This window comes from Glutamicibacter sp. NPDC087661 (assembly GCF_044743275.1).
Lineage (GTDB): Bacteria > Actinomycetota > Actinomycetes > Actinomycetales > Micrococcaceae > Glutamicibacter.
Genome location: NZ_JBIUWE010000003.1, coordinates 220,329 through 240,821 on the forward strand (window position 1 = coordinate 220,329; position 20,493 = coordinate 240,821).

Genomic DNA, 20,493 nt, shown 5'->3' on the forward strand with positions numbered 1-20,493 from the left:
TGGCATGCAGACAGGTCAAAGCGCTGAAGTTCAGCTAGAAGCACACGACTTGACCATTGGCTATCCCAATCGCGTGATCTGCGGGCCGATCAACCTGCAGCTGGCTCCCGGTGCTGGCTTAGGAATTATCGGTGCCAATGGCAGCGGAAAATCAACACTGATCCGCACCATCCTGGGACATCTCATTCCGGTGGAAGGCACCGTCGAGTTCCAAAGCCTTCCCGTGAATGAAAGCTCGGAGCATTTTCGCCGTACCGTCGCAGTACAGGTCACCGATGGCGCCTTCTTCGAAGAACTCACCGTGCGCGAACATCTGGAAATGGTCGCTCGTGGACACGGACTGGATGATTGGGTCCAGTTAGTCCAAGCAGAACTCGACTTCTTCGAAATCACTGCTGCTGACGATCACCTTCCCGGCGAGCTGTCTTCTGGCCAACGCCGTAAGCTGCTGCTCGCCGCGGCCTTGATCCGTCCGGCAGAACTGCTGATTCTTGACGAACCGGAACAACGCCTGGACCTTCGTATCAGGCAGAAGCTGTACCAGCGGCTTGCCGGGGTACGCGCCAAGGGAACAACTTTGCTAGCGGTGACCCATGATCCGCTGATGCTGCGAAGCTGCGTGGACCAAGTGCTGCTTCTGGATGAAGACGAGGGCGAACTGCTTGATCCGCAGGCAGGGGCGCAGTGGCTTGAGCGCTAGCCGGGTTGCAAGCCATGCCGTTGATTTCAATCCTCGAGAAGTGGTCAATCGAGCGAAGAAGCGGCGGAATTTCTCCGAGAAATTCGACAGCTTTTCCGATGCCTATGTCTGGGTGCTGGCCGCGCTGGTGGCGTTGGCCTACCTCTTCAGCGCACTCTTTGGCATGCTGTTTGTGCTCTTGGGCGAGGGCGTAGCGCACCAAGTGCTGCCTAGCGCCGTCTGGCGCTTGCAGGACCTCTCTTTCGTGCTATTGGCCCTGGCCGGCTTGGCAACCTTTCGGCTCATGCTCTATCTGGGGCCTTGCGGGCTCAGTGCGGCCAAGGCCGACTGGTGGCTGCCGCTGCCGGTCAAGCTCCGGGCTATCCGCCAGCCGACGTGGCGAAATGCGCTGCTCATCGGTCTTTTCGCGAGCAGCTTTGCCGGTGCGCTGTGGCTGATCGTGATGCTGGGGCTGGCCGGATCGCTCCCGGTACCCGTTGCAGTCCATGGGCTCGCCTGCTTCGCAGTGGCCGGTGTCGGGCTTGCCAACGCGGCCACGGCGATCCAGGGGAAGAACCAGCAAATAGCTGCGCGACGGATCTGCGGCTGGGTGGGCCTCGGGCTGCTCATCGCCTTGGCCGTGTTGTGGATGCTCTTGATGTTCCAGATTCCTTGGGCCCAAAGCCTGGTTGGCGCTATGGCTGCGGCCACCTTGGATCCGGCTGCCTGGATGCTCGCCTTGCTCGTTGTCCTGGTACTTAGCGGCGCGAGTACGTACGGTGCGTTTCGCCATTTTGACCAGATTCCGGGCCAGGCATTGCGTTTTGCCGGAGAGCACCAGCAATTCGCCGTGGGGACTTTGATGCAGGGCGACTCGCGTGGCCTCTCGGCTCCGGCGACATCCGCTATTAGCCGCAGGCGCGCACGCGGTGGCAAGCTCACTGCCAAGTTGCCGGTGGCGTGGCGCATTCTCTGCCTCCGTTTGCTGAGGGGAGGCCGTTGGCATTCGGTGGCCGGGTTCCTGCTCCTGGCTTTCGCGTTGGCCGCCACGGTTCAGCGAATTGCCAACCCGCTGAGCGCAGCGGCCTTTTACCTGGTGCTCTGCCTTGTTCTCACCTTGAGCATTTCCGCGACCATTGCACCGCTCGTTTCCGAACGGCAGCTCACCCAGCTTCTAGGGATTTCGGAACAGCGCCTGATGCGGGCAGCAACGCTGTATGCAATGCTCTTTTCAGCCACCGCCTTGCTGTTCTTGACCGGCGGGCTGGGAATGCTGGGCATGATCCAGCTGGATCGCATTTGGCTTTGGATCGCCGCAGGCCTGGTCGCCGCGTTGGGATGTGCTGCGGCAAGCAGTGCCCACGCCAGCAGGGAAGAACGGGACTGGGATGCATTACTCGGGGGAGCCACCAGCGAGTCGGCCGTGGCCACGTATCTTTTCCTGGAAACAGCGACTTTCCTTCGGGCAGCTGCCACGTTCTCGCCAATTTTCTTCTTGGTGCTCAGCCCCGGTACTCCCATTCCCTTGTTGCTGTGGATCGCGGCAATGCTCTTTGGTGCAAGTGCACTGGTTCAAGTTTCCGGCAGGAAGCTGGGCGCGGGGGCGTAGGTAGTCTTGGAGGATGAACGATTTGATTTCCATCCACGAGCCCGATGGGCTTTCCGCAGAATTGCTCTACTCAATACTGAAACTGCGTGCCGAGGTATTCATCGTCGAGCAGCGATCGTGCTACCCGGACATCGATGGCCGCGATCTGGATGCCGGCACTGTGCATCTGGTGGCCACCGAGAACGGGAAAGTGCTGTGTACTGTGCGAATCATGGACAGCGCAAGCGGCACTCCGCGCATTGGGCGGGTTGCAACGGCCGCAGAAGCCCGAGGCCGGGGCCTGGCCGGGGAACTCATGCAGCGTGCCGTGGCGCTTTGCGCTCCGGAGGCGGAGATCCAGCTCAGCGCCCAGACCCAGCTGGAGGGCTGGTACGGAAAGTTCGGTTTCCTCCGCTCCGGAGAAGACTATGACGACGACGGGATCATGCATTTGCCGATGACCCGCGCAGGGCAGAGGGCTTCGGCTTAGAAAAGCCAGAGGCATCGATTCTCCTTGCACTGCCCAGTGCGTGGAGAATCGATGCCTCGACTGCTTTGCGGCCCTTGGCTACAGGGCGGCCGGCTGGCCCTGCGGATCCGGTTCGCCAGCGTAGTAGCTGGAGAGCACCTTGTCCTTGAGCTCGAAGAAGGTTCCATCTTCGATCGCCTGGCGCGCGGATTCAACCAGCGAAACAGTGAACTGCTCGTTGTGGATGGAAATCAACGTGTGGCTGAGCAGTTCCTTGGCCTTGTACAGGTGGTGAATGTACGCACGGGTGAAGTTCTTGCAGGCATAGCACTCGCAGCCTTCCACCAGCGGAGTGAAATCCCGCTTGTAGCGTGCGCCGGAAAGATTGAAACGGCCCCAGGGGGTATAGAACGCCGAGTTGCGCGCAACGCGAGTGGGCGAGACGCAGTCGAAAGTATCGGCACCATTCTCAATCGCGGTGAAGACGTCATCTGGCTCGGAAATGCCCAGCAGGTGGCGCGGCTTGTTCTCTGGAAGCTCTTCGGCGCACCAGCCGACGATGGTTCCCAGATTTTCCTTCTCCAAGGCGCCGCCGATGCCGAAGCCATCGAAGGCCATGGCCCCCAAGTCCTGGCAGGCCTTGCGGCGCAGGTCCTCGTACTGGGCGCCCTGGATGACGCCGAACAAGGCTTGGTATTCCTTGCCTTCGCGGGAGTCGGTCAATGCAAAGTGCTCGGCAATGCAGCGCTCGGCCCAGCGCCGGGTGCGCTCCAGGGACTCGACCTGGTAGCCGCGGGAATTCTGCAAGGTAGTCAGCTCGTCGAAGGCGAACATGATGTCCGCGCCGATCCGGTGCTGCACGCCCATGGAGATCTCAGGGGAGAAGCGGTGCTTGGTGCCGTCGAGATGGGACTTGAACCAGACGCCGTCCTCGTCCACATTGGCCAGGCGTTCCTTGCCCGGGGCCACGGCGTCGTCCGGACCAGACTGGTCTACGGACTTCATGTCGATGACCTTCTTGAAGCCCGAGCCCAGGCTCATGACCTGGAATCCGCCGGAGTCGGTGAAGGTCGGCCCCTGCCAGCCCATGAACTTGCCTAGTCCGCCAGCTTCATCGAGGATATCCGCGCCTGGCTGAAGATACAGGTGGTAGGCGTTTGACAGCACAGCCTGCGCGCCAAGCTCCTGAACCTGCACCGGGGTGACTGCCTTGACGGTAGCTTTGGTGCCTACCGCAATGAACGCGGGCGTCTTGACGTCGCCGTGCGGGGTACGGATAACGCCGGTACGTCCCAACATCGGGGAACCGTCCGGAGCGGTCAGCCGGGTTCCGACTTCAAAGCCGAATTCATCCTGGCGGGCATGCGGGGCACTGGGGTCAAAGTTCTTTTCGGACACGTACCAAGTGTGCCGTATTAACCGCGCGGTGAGGAAAACGACAGGGGCAATGTGCGCCAAAACCTAACGCTTCACAAGGCAAAGCGCGAATAATGGAGCGTACGTGTTGTGTCCAACGCGACGGAAGGAAGATGTGGGTCTGGAGAATCTGAAGGAATCCGCCAAGGCGCTCATTACGCTGGGGCCTGCCCGCAAGGACCATTGGATCGGCCTGCGCACCGGCATCGGTGTTTTTGCGCCTCTGATCACGCTCTTCGCGATTGACCGGCTGGACCTTGTGGTCTTTGCCGTGTTCGGCGCCTTTACCGGCGTGTATGGGCGCGTGGACGGCTACTGGAACCGGTTGCGGATGCAGGTGCGTTCCGGGGCCTTGTTCTTCGCGGTAATCGCCCTGGCGCTGGCCGCTTCGCACTGGTGGATCGACCATTCGGACCCTGGAATCAAGCAGTGGCAAGTAGTTGGCGCGACGACTCTCGTGGCCGGTGCCTGCTCGGTGCTGGTGGGTTTCATGCGGCTGCGGCCCGGCGGTTCGCTGTTCCACATCTTCGCATTCGCGGCAATTGCCTCGATCCCCGTCCCCGCGCCAATCGGCGAAGCCCTGCTCGTGTCGGCCCTGACGATCTTGTTGTCGGTAGCCATCGGTGCGGCCGGTGCACTCGGGCAGTGGACCAGCTTGTGGAAGCGCACCCCGCTGCCGCCACTATCGGATAACGTCCGCAAGGCCATCTGGTGGGAAGGGCTGTTCTACATCCTGACAGCCGGCGTGGCCGGCGCCTTGGCCAATACCGTGGGCAGCAGCCTGGAAGCCGGGCACAACTACTGGGCGATGGTGGCCGCGGTGGTTCCCCTGGTCGGGCACACCACGACCTTGCGCATCCGGCGCGGCGTGCACCGAATGCTTGGCACCCTGGCAGGCATGGTCCTGATGGCGATCTTGATCTTCCTGAACCCGCAGGTCTGGATCCTGCTCGCCTTCATCGCCATATGCCAATTCATGGCCGAGCTGCTGGTCATGCGCAACTATTTCCTGGCGCAGGTCTTCATTACCCCGATGGCGCTCGTGGGCGTCTCGCTGGTGACGGGCCTGAGCGGCTCGGTGATGTACGACCGCGTGGTCGAGACCCTGATCGGCTGCACCGTGGGCATGCTCGGGGTGCTCTTGGGAAGCTGGGTTGGATCGATCATCAAGCGCCGGCAGGGAATCATTCCAAATAGCGGGCAGCAGGGCTAGATATTCACTCCGACATGGGCTAATGCCTGACGGAGAATATTTTCTCGACCGCCAGCGAACTCGCCCTGGATGTCCGAGCTGAGCGCTTCGCTGGGCGAAAGCCAGGTCAGCTCCAACGCATCGGAGCGAGGGCTGGTCTCGCCGCGAACCGGCACGATGTAGCACATGGATACGGCATGCTGCCGATCATCGGTCAGACCGGTTTCGCTCGGCGCCGGGAAGTATTCTGCAACGGTGAAGGGCACCGGTGAAGCAGGAAGCTGCGGAAGCACCATGGTGCCCAGGTCCTTTTCGATGTGGCGGATCAACGCGGCGCGTATGGTCTCGCGGTACATCACTCGCCCCGAAACGAAGGTGCGCAGCATGCGCCCGTCATCATCGCCGGTGAGCAGCAGGCCCACCTCGTTGACGTAGCCCAGCGGGTCCAGGCGCACGGGAATGGCCTCGACGTAGAGCATGGGCAGGCGCTGCCGTGCCTCGTAGAGGTCTTCTTCGGAGAGCCATCCAGGGTATGGGTCAGGAGTGCGCACGTTCATGGTTCTATCTTCGTACACAAACCCTCGACATTCCGTGAAGCTGGATCTGTGTTGCCGAACTCACCTATAAGGTTTCCTGCACCCCTAGTGCACCGCAATCCCAAGCGATAAAATCGATAGAGCTATTTGAACTTCCTTGCCCGGCGAAGCAGCCGCAAGCGTCAGATAGCGTTTCCTTTTTCCGAATCCTCGTGGAAGCAGATTCCTGCCGTGACGAACGCTCCAGAACGACTGAGCAAACAGAACTTCACCACGATTGCGGTGCTGATTGTTTCCAGCTTCGTGGTCATCCTGAACGAGACCATCATGAACGTGGCCCTGCCTGTTCTGATGGATGAATTCAATGTCACCGCTGACGCAATTCAGTGGCTGTCAACCATCTTCATGCTGACTATGGCCGTGGTCATTCCAATGACCGGCTTCCTGCTTCAGCGGATGAGCATCCGTAATGTCTTCGTCTTGGCCATGGGCCTGTTCACTCTGGGCACCCTGCTGGCTGCCCTCGCGCCGGGCCTGAGCGTCCTGCTGGTGGCCCGTGTGATCCAGGCCAGCGGCACCGCCATCATGATGCCGCTGCTGATGACCACCATCTTGCATCTGGTCCCTGCTGAGCGCCGCGGCGTGCTGATGGGCAATGTCTCCATCGTGATCTCCGTAGCCCCGGCCATCGGCCCGACGGTATCCGGACTGATCTTGCAGTACCTGTCGTGGCGATTCATGTTCATCGTGATCATCCCGATCGCGGTAGCGGCTCTGCTGATCGGCACCCCTCGACTGTCCAAGGACGTTGACGGCGCCTCGACGCCGCTGTCCATTCCTTCGCTGATTCTGGCCATCCCGGGTTTCGGCGGCCTGGTCTACGGCCTCAGCGGCTTGTCGGTTGGCGTCACCCCGCTGAACCTGGGCATCCTTGTTGGCGCGATTCTGTGCCTGCTCGCTTTCGTTTTCCTGCAGCTGAACCTGCAGAAGGAAGACAAGGCGCTGCTGGATCTGCGTCCGCTGAACTACAGGGCTTTCACCCTTTCGCTGGTGCTGATGATGTTCTCGATGATTTCGCTGTTCGGCGTGATCATCCTGCTGCCGATGTTCTTCACCAACGTGTTGGGCATTGAAACCCTGACCACCGGTTTGATCATGCTCCCGGGCGGTCTGCTGATGGGTGTCCTGGCGCCATTGGTCGGAAAGCTCTACGACAAGGTCGGCGCCCGTCCGCTGATCGTTCCCGGCGCCCTGGTGCTGCTGGTTTCGCTGCTGGGCTACGCGGTGGTCCTGGATGTGGACACTCCGATCTGGCTGCTGGTGGTCATGCACCTGGTGATGAGCTTGGGCCTGGCCTTCATCTTCACCCCGGCCTTCACCACTGCGCTGAACCCGCTGCCGCACAGCCTGCACTCGCACGGTTCGGCCCTGCTCTCGACCTTGCAGCAGTTGGCGGGCGCCATGGGCACCGCCCTGCTGGTTGGCGTTGTCGCCTCATCCACCGCCGCGAAGATCGCAGCTGGCGGCGATCCGCTGACCGCTTCGGTCGAAGGCTTCCAACCTGGCTTCCTGATCGGTGCCGGCTGCAGCGTCGGCATCGTGGTGATCGGTTTCCTGCTTGGCGGCAAGAAGAAATCGGCTGGAGTCGAAGCCGAGCCTGCGACGGTTCCGAGCCACTAGGCTGCAGGACAGTGCAAGAGCCGCTGGATCCCATCGCGGGGTCCAGCGGTTTTTCCATGCCCGCGGGCAAGAGTCTTCGCCTCCACGCAACTGGCCAGTAATGTAGATCACAAGACCACTGTCTACAAAGGGGTAAATATGCAGTTGCAGGATTCAGTCGCTCTGGTCACCGGCGGCCTATCGGGATTGGGACGCGCCACGGCGCAGAAGCTGGCCACCGCCGCCAGGCATGTGGTGGTACTCGACCTGCCGCGTGAGGATGGCGATGAAATCGCCGCCGAGATCGGCGCGAATGTCCGCTTCGTGCCAGCTGATGTCACTGACGCGCAGCAGGTGGCTGCCGGCATCGAACGTGCCAAGGAACTTGGCACCCTGCGGGTGCTGGTCAATTGCGCCGGTGTGGCAACACCAGGCAAGGTGCTGGGCCGCGACGGAGTGCTGCCGCTGGAGCGCTTCGCCAAGGTGCTGGACATCAATGTCAACGGCACCTTCAACGTGATCCGCCTGGCCGCAGAAGCCATGGCGCATAGCGAAGCGCTGAGCGATGAGCAGGGAACCACCGAACGCGGGGTCATCATCAACACCGCGTCGGTGGCGGCCTTTGACGGCCAGATCGGGCAGCCGGCCTATGCGGCCTCCAAGGGAGCAGTAGCGGCCATGACCCTGCCGCTGGCTCGCGAGCTGGCGAACCACCAGATCCGCGTCATGACCATCGCACCGGGCATTTTCCACACGCCGATGATGGCCGGCCTGCCGCAGGCTGCCCAGGACTCGCTCGGAGCCCAGGTGCCGCATCCTTCGCGTCTTGGACGTCCGGAAGAATACGCGGCATTGGTGGAGCACATCGTGGCCAACCCGATGCTCAACGGCGAAACCATTCGCCTTGATGGAGCCATCCGCATGGCGCCACGCTAGGCACCCGTGGCGGGCGCGGCCAGTCCTAGAACTCTATGGGCTTGCCGCGCTGCGCACGGTGCTCGGCATGGCTGATCTGGAACCGGCGGTTCTCGGCCATCAGGAAGACCAGCAAGGCCATGAAGATCCAGACCGCGCAGACCCACAGCGGTGCGGACTCATTGAGCCAGCCCTGGATGGCAGCGGCGATCATGCAGATTCCGAAGCCGCTGGCAAAGGCGTGGCGGCCGCGCTCCGAGTGGGCGAAGGCGGCGGCAACCACTGAAATTCCGGCCGCCACCACCACAGCAGGAAGTCCCTGCCCGCCGTCATTCCATCCGGCGGCGGCAAACCAGAGTTGCAGGGCATAGACCAGGCTGGAACCGGCAAAGAAGCTTACCGGGGCATCCGTTGCCCAGCGCTCCAAGCGGTTTCGCGCAGTATTCCTGTTCAGCTGGAGCACGCCGTACAGGGACAGCAGCGAAGCGATGGTTGCCAGGATGGCAGCGCTGATGGCCAAGAACCCGGAAGCCAGGGTGATGGCGCAGGCCATCATCGCTGTGGCCGGGATCGAATAAACGGAAATGATTCGTTGGCGTCGCGCCGAAAGCTGATCGCGGCGCAGCGAAAACGCGGCGCTCAGGACCAGCGCGATGGCAGTTGCCGGCCACAACACCGAATGCACCAGGCTGGTATCCAGCAGGCTGGACGGCGCGCGTCCATGCAAGCCGGAAGGCAACGCCAACGAGGTCAGCAGCAGCAATAAGCCCGACGCGCCCAAGAGGTATCCGCGGACCGTGTCGAAAGGTTCCACTGCAGGGTTGGGGCGATGATCTGGCGCCGAGTAGGGCAACACGAAGGAGGACCGTTCTGCCGCCGAAGCAATGGCAGACTGGGCCGACTCCACCAGGGAATCGAGTTGCGGGGTCCGCTGGTGTTCGGCCATCTTGCCTTCATCCTTACGGGGCACGGGATAATAGGCACCAGCCTAGGGCAATTCTTCCCCCGTGAGAAGAGGTTATGGGACCGACGGCGCTTCCAGTAGCCGCTGTTGCGAGCTGAAGCTGCGCGCGTGGCCGGTCAGCGGATCGGTGAAGGAAATGGTGTGCGCCAGCAATTGCAGCGGGCGCCGGTAGTCATCCGGGGCCAGATCCCACAGCCGCGGATAGAACGCGTCATTGATGATGCCCAGGCCCAAGGAAGCCAGGTGCACTCGCAGCTGATGGGTCTTGCCCGATCGCGGTTCCAGATCCATCAAGGCGACCTCCAGCCCGGCATGGAAACCGGTGCTCGTTCCGATCGCCTCGAGCTTGACCAGGGTCTGGGCGTTCGGCTCGCCTTCTTCCACAATGGAACGCAGCTGGCCCTTGACCTTGGCCATCCGGTTCTCGAAGAGCAGCGGCATCCGCTGCAGCAGGCCACGCAGCTCGGATTCCGGTTTGACCTGCGAATGCTCCCCATTTGGATGCAGCACCCGTCCAGTTTCCAGGCCTTCGCCCGGCTGCAGGGCGACCACCGCCTTGTAGCGCTTGGCGATCTCGCGGCGTTCGAAGAGCATCTGGTAATCGCCGCGGGTCGCCGGATTCACCGCGAAAAGAATGACCCCGGCGGTGGCCCGGTCCAGCCGGTGCATCGGCACCAAATCATCGATGCCGGTCTGGTTGCGCAGGCGCACCAGCGCGGATTCCTGGATGAAGCGTCCGCCGGGTGTGGTGGGGAGGAAATGCGGCTTGTCCACGACCAGCAGATGCTCGTCTTGGTGCAGGATCCTGGCTTCAAAGGGAATGGGAGTTTCTACCGGCAGGGAACGGTAGTACCAAATGAATTCGTGCTCGCCCAGGGGCGTCTGGCGAGTGAGCGGAGTGCCGCCCAAGCCAACGATCTGCTGATCATCGAAGCGGCGCAGGATGCCCTCTGGATCCACATGGCCGAAGCGCTCAAGCAAATAATCTGCGACAGTTGCCCACGAACCGGTCCGCGGGAGGCGAAGACGAGTTGCATTGACGCCGTTGCGCACGGGAAGCGGGGATTCCATAGCCATAGGGGCTATTCTCCCATCTTTGCCAGGACCGCGCAGGCCGCGGTCTGCTAGGTTGGTTCGATGGCCATGCGTAAATACAGCGAAGTCGACGTCTTTTCTCCCACTGCATATCTGGGCAACCCCTTGGCTGTGGTCCACGATGCAGAAGGCCTGGCCAGCGGGCAGATGCAAGGATTTGCCAAGTGGACCAATCTGGCCGAGACCACGTTCCTGATGCAACCGGAGGATCCGGCCGCCGACTACCGGGTGCGGATCTTCTCTGCCACCCAGGAATTCCCCTTCGCCGGCCACCCGACGCTGGGCTCGGCCTTTGCCTGGCTGAAGGCCGGCGGGGTTCCCAAGAAGAAGGGACGGGTCATCCAGGAATGCGCCGCCGGGCTGGTGGAGGTGCGCGTTGAGCCGCAACGGCTATGGTTCGCTGCACCGCCGCTGACCCGCTACGAACCGGTTGCCGAATTGCTGGTGCAGCGCATCGCCGAGGTACTGGCGATTCCCCGGGAGCGGATCCAGGATGCCTCATGGCTGGTCAACGGCCCGGAATGGATCGGGGTGAGGCTCTCCAGTGCGCAGCAGGTACTGGCCTTGGACCCGGATCCCAACGCCCTGGGGACGCTGGCCATCGGGGTTGCAGGTCCGCAGGAGCCAGGGGCCGGCACGCAGTTCGAAGTGCGTGCTTTCGTCGGCGGGGACCCAGTGTGGGAAGACCCGGCCACCGGCAGCCTCAATGCGGGCCTGGCCCGGTGGCTGGCCGATTCCGGGTTGGCTCCCGAACGCTACATCGCCGCCCAAGGCACCGCGATCGGGTACCAGGGCCGGGTGCATCTGCGCGTGGAGGACGGCGTGGTCTGGGTGGGAGGCGACGTGAACAGCTGCGTGCAGGGCGAAGTCGACCTCTAGGCTTGCAGCCGCGCCCCGCCGCCTAGGCCGCTGGCTGGCAGGAAGGGCACAGGTAGCAGTCCCGCTCGGCACCGGTGGAAGCCGAGGGAATGCGCAGCAGCCCGATGCGGGTTCCGCAGCGCAGGCAGGGCTTCGACGCCCGGCCGTAGACCCACAGCGGGTCGCGGGTGCGCGGCTGCCCGGTAGTCACCCGCCGCGACCGGTCCTTGTTCACCACCAGCAAGCGGTGGGCCAGTTCGATTAATGCCGGCAGGCCGGCCACCTCGCCCACCGCGGTGAGCGGATGCACGCGCCGCAGGAACAGGATCTCGCTGCGGTAGACATTTCCCACCCCGGCCATGATCCGCTGGTCCAGCAGCGCTTGGCCGATGCCTAGCTGCGGATCGGCGCGCAGGTTGTCCAGCGCCCGTTGCGCATCCCAGTCCGGCCCGAGCAGGTCGGGTCCCAGATGGCCGACCACCTCGGATTCCTGTTCGGTTGGCAGCAGTTTCACCTGGGCGATCTCGAAGCCCACGGCCTTGGCGTTTGCTGTTTCCAGCACCACCCGGGCGGTATGCGCCGGGCGCCTCCAGCGTTCGCCTGGCGCATAGAGATCCCAGCGCCCTTCCATGAGCAGATGCGAATGCAAGGTCAGCGCAGGCTGGGCGAAGGCCGGGTTCGCAGTAGCCGGCGGCTGCAGGCGCATCAGCAGGTGCTTGCCCCGGGGGATGACCTCGCGCACCGTGTACCCGGAGACGTCCACGGTGGCCAGGGCCGGGACGCGGAAATCGGAGGCCAGCAGGATTTCGCCGGCCAGCGCCTGGTGCAAGCGGGCGGTGGCGCGGTAGACGGTATCGCCTTCGGGCATGGGCAGCGCTCCTTCGATAGCGGGTCAGCGGCGGAAGCGGATGCCTTGGGGCGTCGCATAGAAACCGGCGCCCAGCAGGGCGGCGCCGACCGGATGGTCCTGCACCGGCTGCCCGTCGACCGTGGCGATGGCGATCTTGTCGACCTGGGCGGTGCGCAGCGCGGCGACCATCGCCGTGGCGAGGATGCGCCAGGACGGCTCGGGCAGCTGCCCGAAGGTCAGCACCGTGCGCCCGCCGCGCTCCAGATAGAGGCTCAGGGCCCCGTCGAGCAGCCCGACGATTGCGCCGGCCTTGCGCCCGGGGCGGTGCCCGGTTTCGGTCGCAGGCCAAGCCAGCGCCGCGCCATAGGGGTTCGCCGGATCGGTGGAAGCCAGCACCGTGGCCACCGGCTGGCGGCGCGGGTCATCGGCCAGCTGGAATCCGCGCAGCCGGTCAATGGTGGTGGAGGTGGAGAACTGGGCGGCGCCGAGCTTCTCGACGAAGTAGCCGCGCCGGGCATGGCCAGCTTCTTCCAACTTCGAGAGCACCCGGTAGAGCTGGCCGAAGCCGCCGGGCACCGACTCGGCGGCCACCGAGCCGCGGGTGAGCACCCCGTAGCGTTCCAGCATGATTTCCGCGGTGGCGTGGGCGCTGATCGTGGGGTCCGCTACCGGTGCGGGCAGCAGCGACCAGCGGGCCGCGCCGCGCGAGCCGCGCGCCGGCCCGCCGGCTTGCTCCCGGGCCAGCCGGTTCAGCCCGGAGAGCCGGTTCAATCGTGCGGCGCGGGCCCGCGGGGCGGGCTTGGCGATTTTGTGCGCGGTGCTTCCGCCGGCCAGGTAGCCGCGGATCGGCGCCATGGTATCCGGTGAAATGTACCCGGCCCAGAACAGCCTCCAGCAGGATTCGGCGACCTCGTGGCTGCTGGCCGCCGGCTCATCGCTGCGGTGGATGCGCCCGGCCAGCTCCTCGGCGAAGTAGGCGCCGGTGGACTCGAAGGCCTGGAGCACGCGCAGGTCCAGGGCTTGCAGCGCGCTGGCATCGGGCTGGGGAAGGCTCAGCGCTGCATGCTCGGCGGTGTGCAGCGACAGCCAGCCGTCCTTGCCGCCGGCGGCTCCGGCTCCGCAGATCAGGATATCCCCGGAGCTGCACAGCTCATCCAGCCAGGAATTCTGGTAGCCCCTCAGCCGGGCCGGGAGCACGAAGGATTCCAGGGCGGAGGCGGGGACCTCGGCACCGGCGAGCTGGGCAACGATTTCATAGGCGCCGTCGGCTCCCTGCAGCGAAGAACCGATCTGCTGCCAGGCCGGCAGGAAGCGCCCGTAGGTGTCCTGGTCCACCGGCTCCACCTCGGCACGCAGTGCCGCCAGGGATCGGGTGCGGATGGTGCGCAGCACCGACACGTCGCAGTATTCGTCGCCGGCCACGCCTTCGGGGACGAGCTCCAGCGGGCGGAAGGCCCCCAGCGACAAGCGGCCGGCGGCCACCAGCTGGTCGAGGACGGGGCGCAGCACCGCGACGCCCAGTCCCAGCTGCGCGGCCAGCTCCCCGAGGGTGAACGGGGCGTGGGTGCGGGCGAAGCGCGAGACCAGGTCCTGGATCGGAGCGGTGGCAGGCTCCAGGAAGGCCGCCGGGATGCCGGTGGGCAGCGGGGTGCCCAGCGCATCGCGCAGCTTGCCGGCATCCTCGATGGCCGCGTACACCAGCTGGCCGGAGCGGCGCAAGGTGAAAGCCCGGCGCGTGGAGACCAAGGCCTCGGCGTGGGCCCGGGCGCTGGCAGGATCCAGCGCCGCTTCGTCATCTGCCGGATCGCGCAGCCTGGCGGCCAGCTGCCCGGCATCCAGCGGACCCAGCAGCCGCAGCAGGTCCGCGGCGCCTTCCATGCCCGCCAACCGGCGGTTGGCTGCCAGATGCTGCAGCTGCTCCTGCAAGGCCGAGATGACCTGCGGGTCCAGTACCTCGCGCACGTCGTTGCGCCCGAGCAATTCGCCCAGCAGCACCGGATCCAGGCTCAGGGCGGCGGCGCGGCGTTCGGCCAGCGGCGCGTCGGATTCGTAGAGGAACTGCGCCACGTAGCCGAAAAGCAGGGATTGGGCGAAGGGCGAAGGCAGCTCGGTGGTCACTTCCACCAGGCGGATGGCCCGCGAGGAGATGCTGGAGAGGATCCTGGACAGCGCCGGCAGATCGTAGACATCATTCAGGCATTCGCGCACGGTTTCCAGAATGATCGGGAAGTCCGGGTAGTTGCGGGCCACATCCAGCAGCTGGCTGGCACGCTGGCGCTGCTGCCACAGCGGGGTGCGCTTGGTCGGGTTGATCCGCGGCAGCAGCAGCGCGCGGGCGGCGCATTCGCGGAAGCGGGAGGCAAACAACGCGGAATTGGCCACCTGCGAGGTGACCACCTCGATGATCTCGTCGGCTTCGAAGGCGAAGAGGTCCGCCCCGGGCGGCTCATCGTCCATGGCGGGGATGCGCAGCACGATCCCGTCGTCGGCGGCCATCGCCGAGGCGTCCAGCCCCCAGCGTTCGCGGACCCGCGCGCCGACTGCCAGCGCCCACGGGGCGTGCACGGCCAAGCCGAACGGGGAGTGCAGGATGACCCGCCAGTCGCCCAGTTCGTCGTGGAAGCGCTCGACCACGAAATTCTGGTGGTTGGGCACCTGGCCGGTGGCCCGGCGCTGCTCGTCCAGGTAGTTGAGCAGATTGTTCGCGGCGAACGGATCCAGCCCGCTGCCGTGCAGCACTTCGGCCGCTTCGGTGCGTTCGCTGGCCAGCAGCTTCGTGGTGAATTCGCCCAGCGCCGCCCCGAGTTCGACCGGGCGTCCCAGCCCGTCGCCGTGCCAGAAGGGCAGCTTTCCGGGTTGGCCGAAGGCCGGGGTGACCAGCACCCGGTCGTGGGTGATGTCCTCGATGCGCCAGCTGGTCGCCCCGAGGGCGAAAATGTCTCCGACGCGCGATTCGTAGACCATTTCCTCGTCCAGCTCGCCCACGCGCTTGGGCGCCTTGTCATCCTCGGATCCGGCCAGGAAAACCCCGAACAGCCCGCGGTCCGGGATGGTGCCGCCGGAAATCACGGCCAGGCGCTGCGCCCCGGGCCGGGCGGTGAGGGTGCCGGCATCCCGGTCCCAGATCAGCCGCGGCTTGAGCGTGGCGAATTCATCCGAAGGGTACTTGCCCGAGAGCATGTCCAAGGTGGCCAGATAGGCGCTGCGCGGCAGCTGCTGGTAGGGGGCGGCGCGGCGCACGGTGTCGAACCATTGCTCTACGTCCAAGTCGTCCATGGCCACCGCGGCCAGGGTCTGTTGCGCCAGCACATCCAGCGGGTTGGCGGGGATCACCATCTTCTCGATGGCTCCTTGGCGCATGCGGGTGACCACCAGGGCGGTGGAGAGCAGGTCCGCCCGGTGCTTGGGGAAGAAAGCGCCCCGGGAGACCGAGCCGACCTGGTGCCCGGCACGGCCCACGCGCTGCAGCCCCGAGGAGACCGAGTTCGGGGATTCGACCTGGATCACCAGATCCACCAGCCCCATGTCGATGCCGAGTTCCAGGGAGCTGGTGGCCACCACGGCGCGCAGCTTGCCCAGCTTCAGGTCTTCCTCGATCTGGGCGCGCGAATCCTTGGACACCGAGCCGTGGTGGGCACGGGCCAGTAACGGAGCTTCCGGGTGCGCGGCAGCGGTGGAACCGGCCTGGGCCATCATCGCGGCAGGGGTGGAGGTGGAAGCATCCTCGGCGCTGAATCCCTCGCGTTCGGCGTAGATTTCGTTCAGCCGTCCGGTCAGCCGCTCGGCCAGCCGGCGGGAGTTGGCGAAGATGATGGTCGAATGGTTGTCCAGCACCAGATCCACCAGCTGGTTCTCCACATGCGGCCAGATGCTCGCCGACGCCGCGGGGGAGGAACCCGGACCCAGATCATGCGCTCCGGCCGCGGAAGGCAGGTCGGTCATGTCTTCCACCGGGACGCGCACCGCCAACTCCCATTTCTTGGTGGACGGCGGGCGCACGATGTTCACCGGGGCGGAGCCGGCCAGGAAGCGGGCCACTTCTTCGGGCGGCTCGACGGTGGCAGAGAGCCCGATGCGCTGGGCCGGGGCGGGCAGCAGCGCGTCGAGCCGTTCCAGTGACAGGGCCAAATGGGTTCCGCGCTTGGTATTGGCAATCGCGTGGACCTCATCGATGATGACGGTGTGCACCTCGGCAAGGGACTTGCGTGCTTGGCTGGTGAGCATCAGGTACAGCGACTCGGGCGTGGTGATCAGGATTTCGGGCGGGTCCTTGAGCAGCTTGCGCCGGTCGTTGGCCGGGGTGTCTCCCGAGCGCACTCCCACCGACACCGACGGCTGGGACAAGCCCATTTCGTGCGCGGTGGCGCGGATGCCAGCGAGCGGAGAACGCAGGTTGCGCTCCACGTCGACCCCGAGGGCCTTCAGCGGAGAAATGTAGAGCACCTTGGTGCCATTGCCTGCTGGATGATCGGCATCGGAGTCCATCCCCGGCAATGCTGGAGCGTCAAGTTCCGCGTGGTGCAGCCGGTCCAGCGCCCAGAGGAACGCGGCCAGGGTCTTGCCCGAGCCAGTAGGCGCGATGACCAGGGTGTGCTTCCCGTCCGAGATGGATTCCCAGGCGCCGCTCTGGGCAACCGTGGGCGCGGAGAAGACGTCGGTGAACCACTTGCGGGTGGCTGCGCCGAACCGGGACAGGACATCGCTCATGGAATCGATACTACGGTCTGCGAACGACAAGATCGGCCATTATCCGCCCGCCGTGATCTCCCGCAGGGCCGCCACATGGCTGACATAGGCCCGGCGTCCGGATTTGGTCAGCGAAACGCGCATATGGCTGCGCCCCAGCTTGGTGAACCGCTCGATGCCGATATACCCGGCATCGGCGAGCTGCTTGAGGTGCTTGCTCAAGACGGAGTCGGCGACATCGAGGATGCCGCGAAGGTGCGCGAATTCTGCCCACTGCACCGGGGCGAGGCTGGCGCAAATGCGCAGCCGGATGGGTGCATGGATCAGCTCGTCGAATTGCGCATTGCTAGATGGCTTGTTCATTTCCATCCTTGATGCGGGATTTGATGGTTTCGCGGCGCATGATCCACAGGGAACCGGTGAAGACAGCGGCCAATGCGAGGAATTTGGGTATCGCGAACAGCCAAGTCTGGGGAATCCAGAAGGTGCACAATTGCAGGGTGAGCATCATGAACAGCATGACAGCGATGTATTTGCCCGAGTGCCTCAATGCAGGACGGGACTTGGGCCGCTGGCGCGACCAGTAGGCGTACCAGGCGATCAATGGCACAAAGAGCACCGGCGACCAGTACCAAAGGGCGATGTCGATGACTCCGTAGAGCGAAAAGATTGCCGACGTGGCGAGGCCCAGGACAATCATGAATGCCCCGGGGGCTTCGGTGGCGCTGACGGTGCCGCTCGCAGCTTCTTCGGCCGCGGCGAGTTGGGAAGCGGCTTCGCGCTCCGAGGGAATCTGCGAATTGTTCACCTGGCTAGACCGCCATTTCCTGGGCATCTTGCACACGGTCCTTGTCCCATGCCGTTTGCGCGGCGGAAAGCAAATGCGATAAGGCGGTGCAGGAGACGACTAATTTCGCACCGATGCTCCAAGGGTCCTCGGCGACCCAAAAGCGCAGGCACATCACGATCATTGAAGCCAGGAACGCGTACCAGCCGTAGGTTGCCGAGCTGCTGAGCAAAGGGCGCATCTTGGCGCGGCTGCGCATAATCACGTAGTGCACGAGGGCTGCAACGACAGCCACCGCGAATAACGCCAGAGCCATCTTTGGCGAAAGGACATGTTCAAGACTCATCGCGGTGCTCCCGAGCACCACGTACACGAAGAGGGTGGCCCGGGAAGAAGTGCCGGCAGCGACCATCTTGTTCGAGGCCTGGTCCGCGGAGGCCAGGCGCTCCGCGGCGGTCAGCTTGTCGATTCGTTCTTGCCCCTCAGCCATGATTTCCCTACTTTCCGTTATGGAAAGTCTTGTCTTTCCAAGTTGGAAAGTCAAGGGAATGGCTTAAACGTGATGGTACTTCCCGCCTGCCAGGATGTCCTGCGCGCGGTAGAGCTGCTCGGTGAGGATCAAGCGCACCAGCTGGTGCGGGAAGACCAGCTTCGAAAGCGACCAGATGAAATTGGCCCGCGCATGCACGGATGCGTCCACGCCGTACGCGCCGCCGATGATGATCACGACATTGCGCGAAGCATCAATCGGGGTGCGCAAAGTATTGGCCAACGCAGGGGAGTCCACGTTCTTTCCGCGCTCATCGAGCAGAACCACGAAGTCGCGGTCATCGATTTTCGCCAGGATGCGGGCCGACTCCTCGGTGCGGGCCGCGTCGTTCTCGCGCGAGGAATGGTTCAGCAGCTGCCAGGTGAGATTGAAGGGCTTCTTCAGCCGCTTCTCGTAGCGGGAAATTCCCTCGTCCACCCAGGATTCGTGTTTCTTGCCAACTGCCAGCACCTTGATCGTCATGCTTCCATTGTTCCGCATCGATCGAGTTCAGCGCTTCGCTCCCGCCCCGATACGATGGAAGCCATGCGATCCTCATGGTATTTCCGGCAAGGCCAACGTTCCCGCGGCGCACAGGTGCTGTGGATCATTTTCGGGCTGGTTGTCGCCATGTTCTACTTCACCCGCAGGGTGCTGGTCTCCCTGCACGCGGGCGGATGGGCCAGGGATCTGGATGCCCCAGCCTACCAATGGGCACTGGAGCACCAGTCGCCGTTCCTGTTTGCGGTCTCCGACTTCTTGTACTTCTGGGGATCCACACCGGGAATGACCATGATCATGCTGGTGATCACCTCATTGCTGTGCTGGAAAACCCGCAGCGCGTGGCCGTTGGCGGCCATCGCGTTCACTGCACTGGTCTCGGTCCTGCTGACCGTTATTCTCAAGACAAACCTCCAGGTGCCGCGTCCCCAAGGCGTTCCCGGAGGCCCGGCGCCGCCGCAAACCTTTTCGTTCCCCAGCGGGCACACGCTGAACTCGGCCGCGCTGATCGGCATCGCCAGCTACCTGGCGATCATCTACGGGCTGCGCCGCTACGCGTACCTGATCTCCATCGTCGCGGCGCTATTCGTCCTGGCGATGGGAGCTTCGCGAATCTACATCGGGCACCACTGGGTCTCTGACGTGCTGGTGGGGATGCTGATCGGGGCCGCATGGGCTGCCGTCGTGGCGATCCTGCACTACTACTTCGTGCCGCGGCCGCAGGTCCCTAGGCCAGCACCCGGATCGGTGCGCCGCTAGCCCACGCGCGGATGTCTTCCACCGCGTCGCGGTAGAACATCTCGAACTGCTCGATAGTCACATAGCCGATATGCGGGGTGGCAATCACGCCCCGGGTAGCGGCCAGCCGGTCCTTGGCCGGCAACGGTTCCACGTCGAAGACATCCACGGCGGCCAGGTGCAGCTGCCGGCTGTCCAGTGCGTCGATGAGCGCGTCGGTCTGCACGATCCTGCTGCGCGAGGTGTTGACCAGGATGGAATCGGGACGCATCCACGCCAGCTGCTTGGGTCCGATGACCCCGGTGCTGCGCTCCGAGAGCTTCAGGTGCACGGTCACGATGTCGCTGGTGGAGAACAGCTCGGCTTCGGAGACCAGCTCCACGCCCACTTGGGTGGCGCGGGCCTTGGTGAGATTCTGGCTGTAGGCGATGACCCGCATGCCGAAGGCCAAGCCGACCTTCGCAACCTTCGCTCCCAGATTTCCCAGACCGTAGACGCCCAGGGTCTTGCCGGACAGGCCCAGTCCGAAAGTGGTCTGCCAGCCCGAGCCAGCCGCCAGCGGGCGGTCCGCGGAAAACAGCTCCACGTCCAGTCGGCGCGCGGCGCTGAGGATCAGCGCCCAGGTGTGCTCGGCGGCATCGGTAGCCACGTAGCCGGTGTGGCTGACCACGATGCCCTGGTTCTTGGCAGCCTGCAGGTCGATGGATCCGTTGCGGCGGCCGGTGGTGACCAGCAGCTTCAGGTTGGGCAGCGCAGCCAGCCGGGCGGCCGGGAAAGGCGTGCGTTCGCGCATGGCGACGATGGCGTCGAAGGGCTGCAGCGCCTGGACGACGGTACTGTCCTCGTGGCCCAGGTGCTCGGTGAAGACCGTGACTTCGGCGTCCAGGACGGCGGCGAGGCCGTCGAAATCGGCCAGCGAGCGGGCCACGTTGTGGTAATCATCCAGGATTGCAATGCGCATGGATTCATCCTAGGCACCTGCAGCCGATGCTGTCCCACTGCGGGCGTAACAAAAAGCTGGTGCCTGCTCA

General features: G+C 64.3%; 19 protein-coding genes. 8 read left to right on the forward strand and 11 right to left on the reverse strand.

From position 1 onward, the window contains the following. Positions 1–4: 4 nt before the first annotated feature. Genes ACIOTN_RS10300 through ACIOTN_RS10310 form a run of 3 tightly spaced genes read left to right on the forward strand, consistent with a single transcriptional unit; the run spans position 5 to position 2,757 of the window. The gene (locus ACIOTN_RS10300; RefSeq protein WP_402735301.1) at positions 5–700 is read left to right on the forward strand and encodes an ATP-binding cassette domain-containing protein; all 696 of its coding nucleotides are present in this window, start codon (positions 5–7) and stop codon (positions 698–700) included. Then, positions 690–2,288 (forward strand): hypothetical protein, encoded by a 1,599-nt coding sequence (locus ACIOTN_RS10305; RefSeq protein ID WP_402735302.1) that lies wholly within the window; start codon positions 690–692, stop codon positions 2,286–2,288. The genes ACIOTN_RS10300 and ACIOTN_RS10305 overlap by 11 nt, the downstream gene beginning before the upstream one ends. Before the next feature lie 13 nt (positions 2,289–2,301). Beyond that, positions 2,302–2,757, forward strand: coding sequence for a GNAT family N-acetyltransferase (locus ACIOTN_RS10310; protein WP_105658592.1), 456 nt, complete (start codon positions 2,302–2,304; stop codon positions 2,755–2,757). A 78-nt stretch (positions 2,758–2,835) separates the two neighbouring features. Here the strand turns inward: ACIOTN_RS10310 and tgt are convergent, their stop codons facing one another. Then, entirely contained in the window at positions 2,836–4,134 is a 1,299-nt protein-coding gene (gene tgt / locus ACIOTN_RS10315) for a tRNA guanosine(34) transglycosylase Tgt (protein WP_105658591.1), read from the reverse strand. Between the two features lie 133 nt (positions 4,135–4,267). Between tgt and ACIOTN_RS10320 the strand changes: the two genes are divergently transcribed. Further along, positions 4,268–5,365 (forward strand): FUSC family protein, encoded by a 1,098-nt coding sequence (locus ACIOTN_RS10320; protein WP_286134340.1) that lies wholly within the window; start codon positions 4,268–4,270, stop codon positions 5,363–5,365. On the opposite strand, the gene ACIOTN_RS10325 is transcribed toward ACIOTN_RS10320, so the two are convergent. Further along, a complete protein-coding gene (locus ACIOTN_RS10325) occupies positions 5,362–5,901 on the reverse strand; it encodes an NUDIX hydrolase family protein (RefSeq protein WP_105658590.1) in 540 nt (179 codons plus the stop codon). The genes ACIOTN_RS10320 and ACIOTN_RS10325 overlap by 4 nt on opposite strands. A 210-nt stretch (positions 5,902–6,111) precedes the next feature. On the opposite strand from ACIOTN_RS10325, the gene ACIOTN_RS10330 reads away from it, so the two are divergent. Next, positions 6,112–7,560, forward strand: a complete 1,449-nt coding sequence (locus tag ACIOTN_RS10330; protein WP_133834369.1) for an MDR family MFS transporter — start codon at positions 6,112–6,114, stop codon at positions 7,558–7,560. Between the two features lie 138 nt (positions 7,561–7,698). After that, positions 7,699–8,475 carry an SDR family NAD(P)-dependent oxidoreductase gene (locus tag ACIOTN_RS10335; RefSeq protein WP_105658588.1) on the forward strand — a complete coding sequence of 259 codons (777 nt, stop codon included), beginning with the start codon at positions 7,699–7,701 and terminating at the stop codon, positions 8,473–8,475. A gap of 25 nt (positions 8,476–8,500) precedes the next feature. On the opposite strand, the gene ACIOTN_RS10340 is transcribed toward ACIOTN_RS10335, so the two are convergent. Together ACIOTN_RS10340 and ACIOTN_RS10345 are read right to left on the reverse strand one after the other, a co-directional pair. Then, entirely contained in the window at positions 8,501–9,400 is a 900-nt protein-coding gene (locus ACIOTN_RS10340) for a hypothetical protein (RefSeq protein WP_105658587.1), read from the reverse strand. A 72-nt stretch (positions 9,401–9,472) separates the two neighbouring features. Then, positions 9,473–10,495: a pseudouridine synthase gene (locus tag ACIOTN_RS10345; protein ID WP_105658586.1), complete on the reverse strand. Its 1,023-nt coding sequence runs from the start codon at positions 10,493–10,495 to the stop codon at positions 9,473–9,475. A 60-nt stretch (positions 10,496–10,555) separates the two neighbouring features. Between ACIOTN_RS10345 and ACIOTN_RS10350 the strand changes: the two genes are divergently transcribed. Then, on the forward strand, positions 10,556–11,392 hold the full coding sequence (locus tag ACIOTN_RS10350) for a PhzF family phenazine biosynthesis protein (RefSeq protein ID WP_402735303.1): 837 nt from the start codon (positions 10,556–10,558) through the stop codon (positions 11,390–11,392). Positions 11,393–11,414: 22 nt separating this feature from the next. On the opposite strand, the gene ACIOTN_RS10355 is transcribed toward ACIOTN_RS10350, so the two are convergent. The 6 genes from ACIOTN_RS10355 to ACIOTN_RS10380 all read right to left on the reverse strand — a co-directional run bounded on the left by ACIOTN_RS10355 (position 11,415) and on the right by ACIOTN_RS10380 (position 18,706). Next, positions 11,415–12,239, reverse strand: a complete 825-nt coding sequence (locus ACIOTN_RS10355; protein WP_402735304.1) for a DNA-formamidopyrimidine glycosylase family protein — start codon at positions 12,237–12,239, stop codon at positions 11,415–11,417. A gap of 24 nt (positions 12,240–12,263) precedes the next feature. Next, positions 12,264–16,928, reverse strand: coding sequence for an ATP-dependent helicase (locus ACIOTN_RS10360; protein WP_332594856.1), 4,665 nt, complete (start codon positions 16,926–16,928; stop codon positions 12,264–12,266). Between the two features lie 39 nt (positions 16,929–16,967). Beyond that, complete coding sequence (locus ACIOTN_RS10365; protein WP_105658582.1) at positions 16,968–17,270, reverse strand: transcriptional regulator; 303 nt, start codon at positions 17,268–17,270, stop codon at positions 16,968–16,970. After that, positions 17,254–17,715, reverse strand: coding sequence for a hypothetical protein (locus ACIOTN_RS10370; RefSeq protein WP_402735305.1), 462 nt, complete (start codon positions 17,713–17,715; stop codon positions 17,254–17,256). The genes ACIOTN_RS10365 and ACIOTN_RS10370 overlap by 17 nt, the downstream gene beginning before the upstream one ends. A gap of 4 nt (positions 17,716–17,719) precedes the next feature. Continuing rightward, positions 17,720–18,184, reverse strand: a complete 465-nt coding sequence (locus ACIOTN_RS10375; protein WP_105658580.1) for a hypothetical protein — start codon at positions 18,182–18,184, stop codon at positions 17,720–17,722. Between the two features lie 63 nt (positions 18,185–18,247). Next, positions 18,248–18,706 carry a 23S rRNA (pseudouridine(1915)-N(3))-methyltransferase RlmH gene (locus ACIOTN_RS10380; protein ID WP_013347812.1) on the reverse strand — a complete coding sequence of 153 codons (459 nt, stop codon included), beginning with the start codon at positions 18,704–18,706 and terminating at the stop codon, positions 18,248–18,250. Between the two features lie 63 nt (positions 18,707–18,769). Between ACIOTN_RS10380 and ACIOTN_RS10385 the strand changes: the two genes are divergently transcribed. After that, a complete protein-coding gene (locus ACIOTN_RS10385; RefSeq protein ID WP_402735306.1) occupies positions 18,770–19,483 on the forward strand; it encodes a phosphatase PAP2 family protein in 714 nt (237 codons plus the stop codon). Here ACIOTN_RS10385 and ACIOTN_RS10390 read toward each other — a convergent pair. Next, entirely contained in the window at positions 19,452–20,423 is a 972-nt protein-coding gene (locus ACIOTN_RS10390) for a D-2-hydroxyacid dehydrogenase family protein (RefSeq protein WP_402735307.1), read from the reverse strand. The two genes, ACIOTN_RS10385 and ACIOTN_RS10390, sit on opposite strands and share 32 nt — an antisense overlap. Positions 20,424–20,493 lie beyond the last annotated feature (70 nt).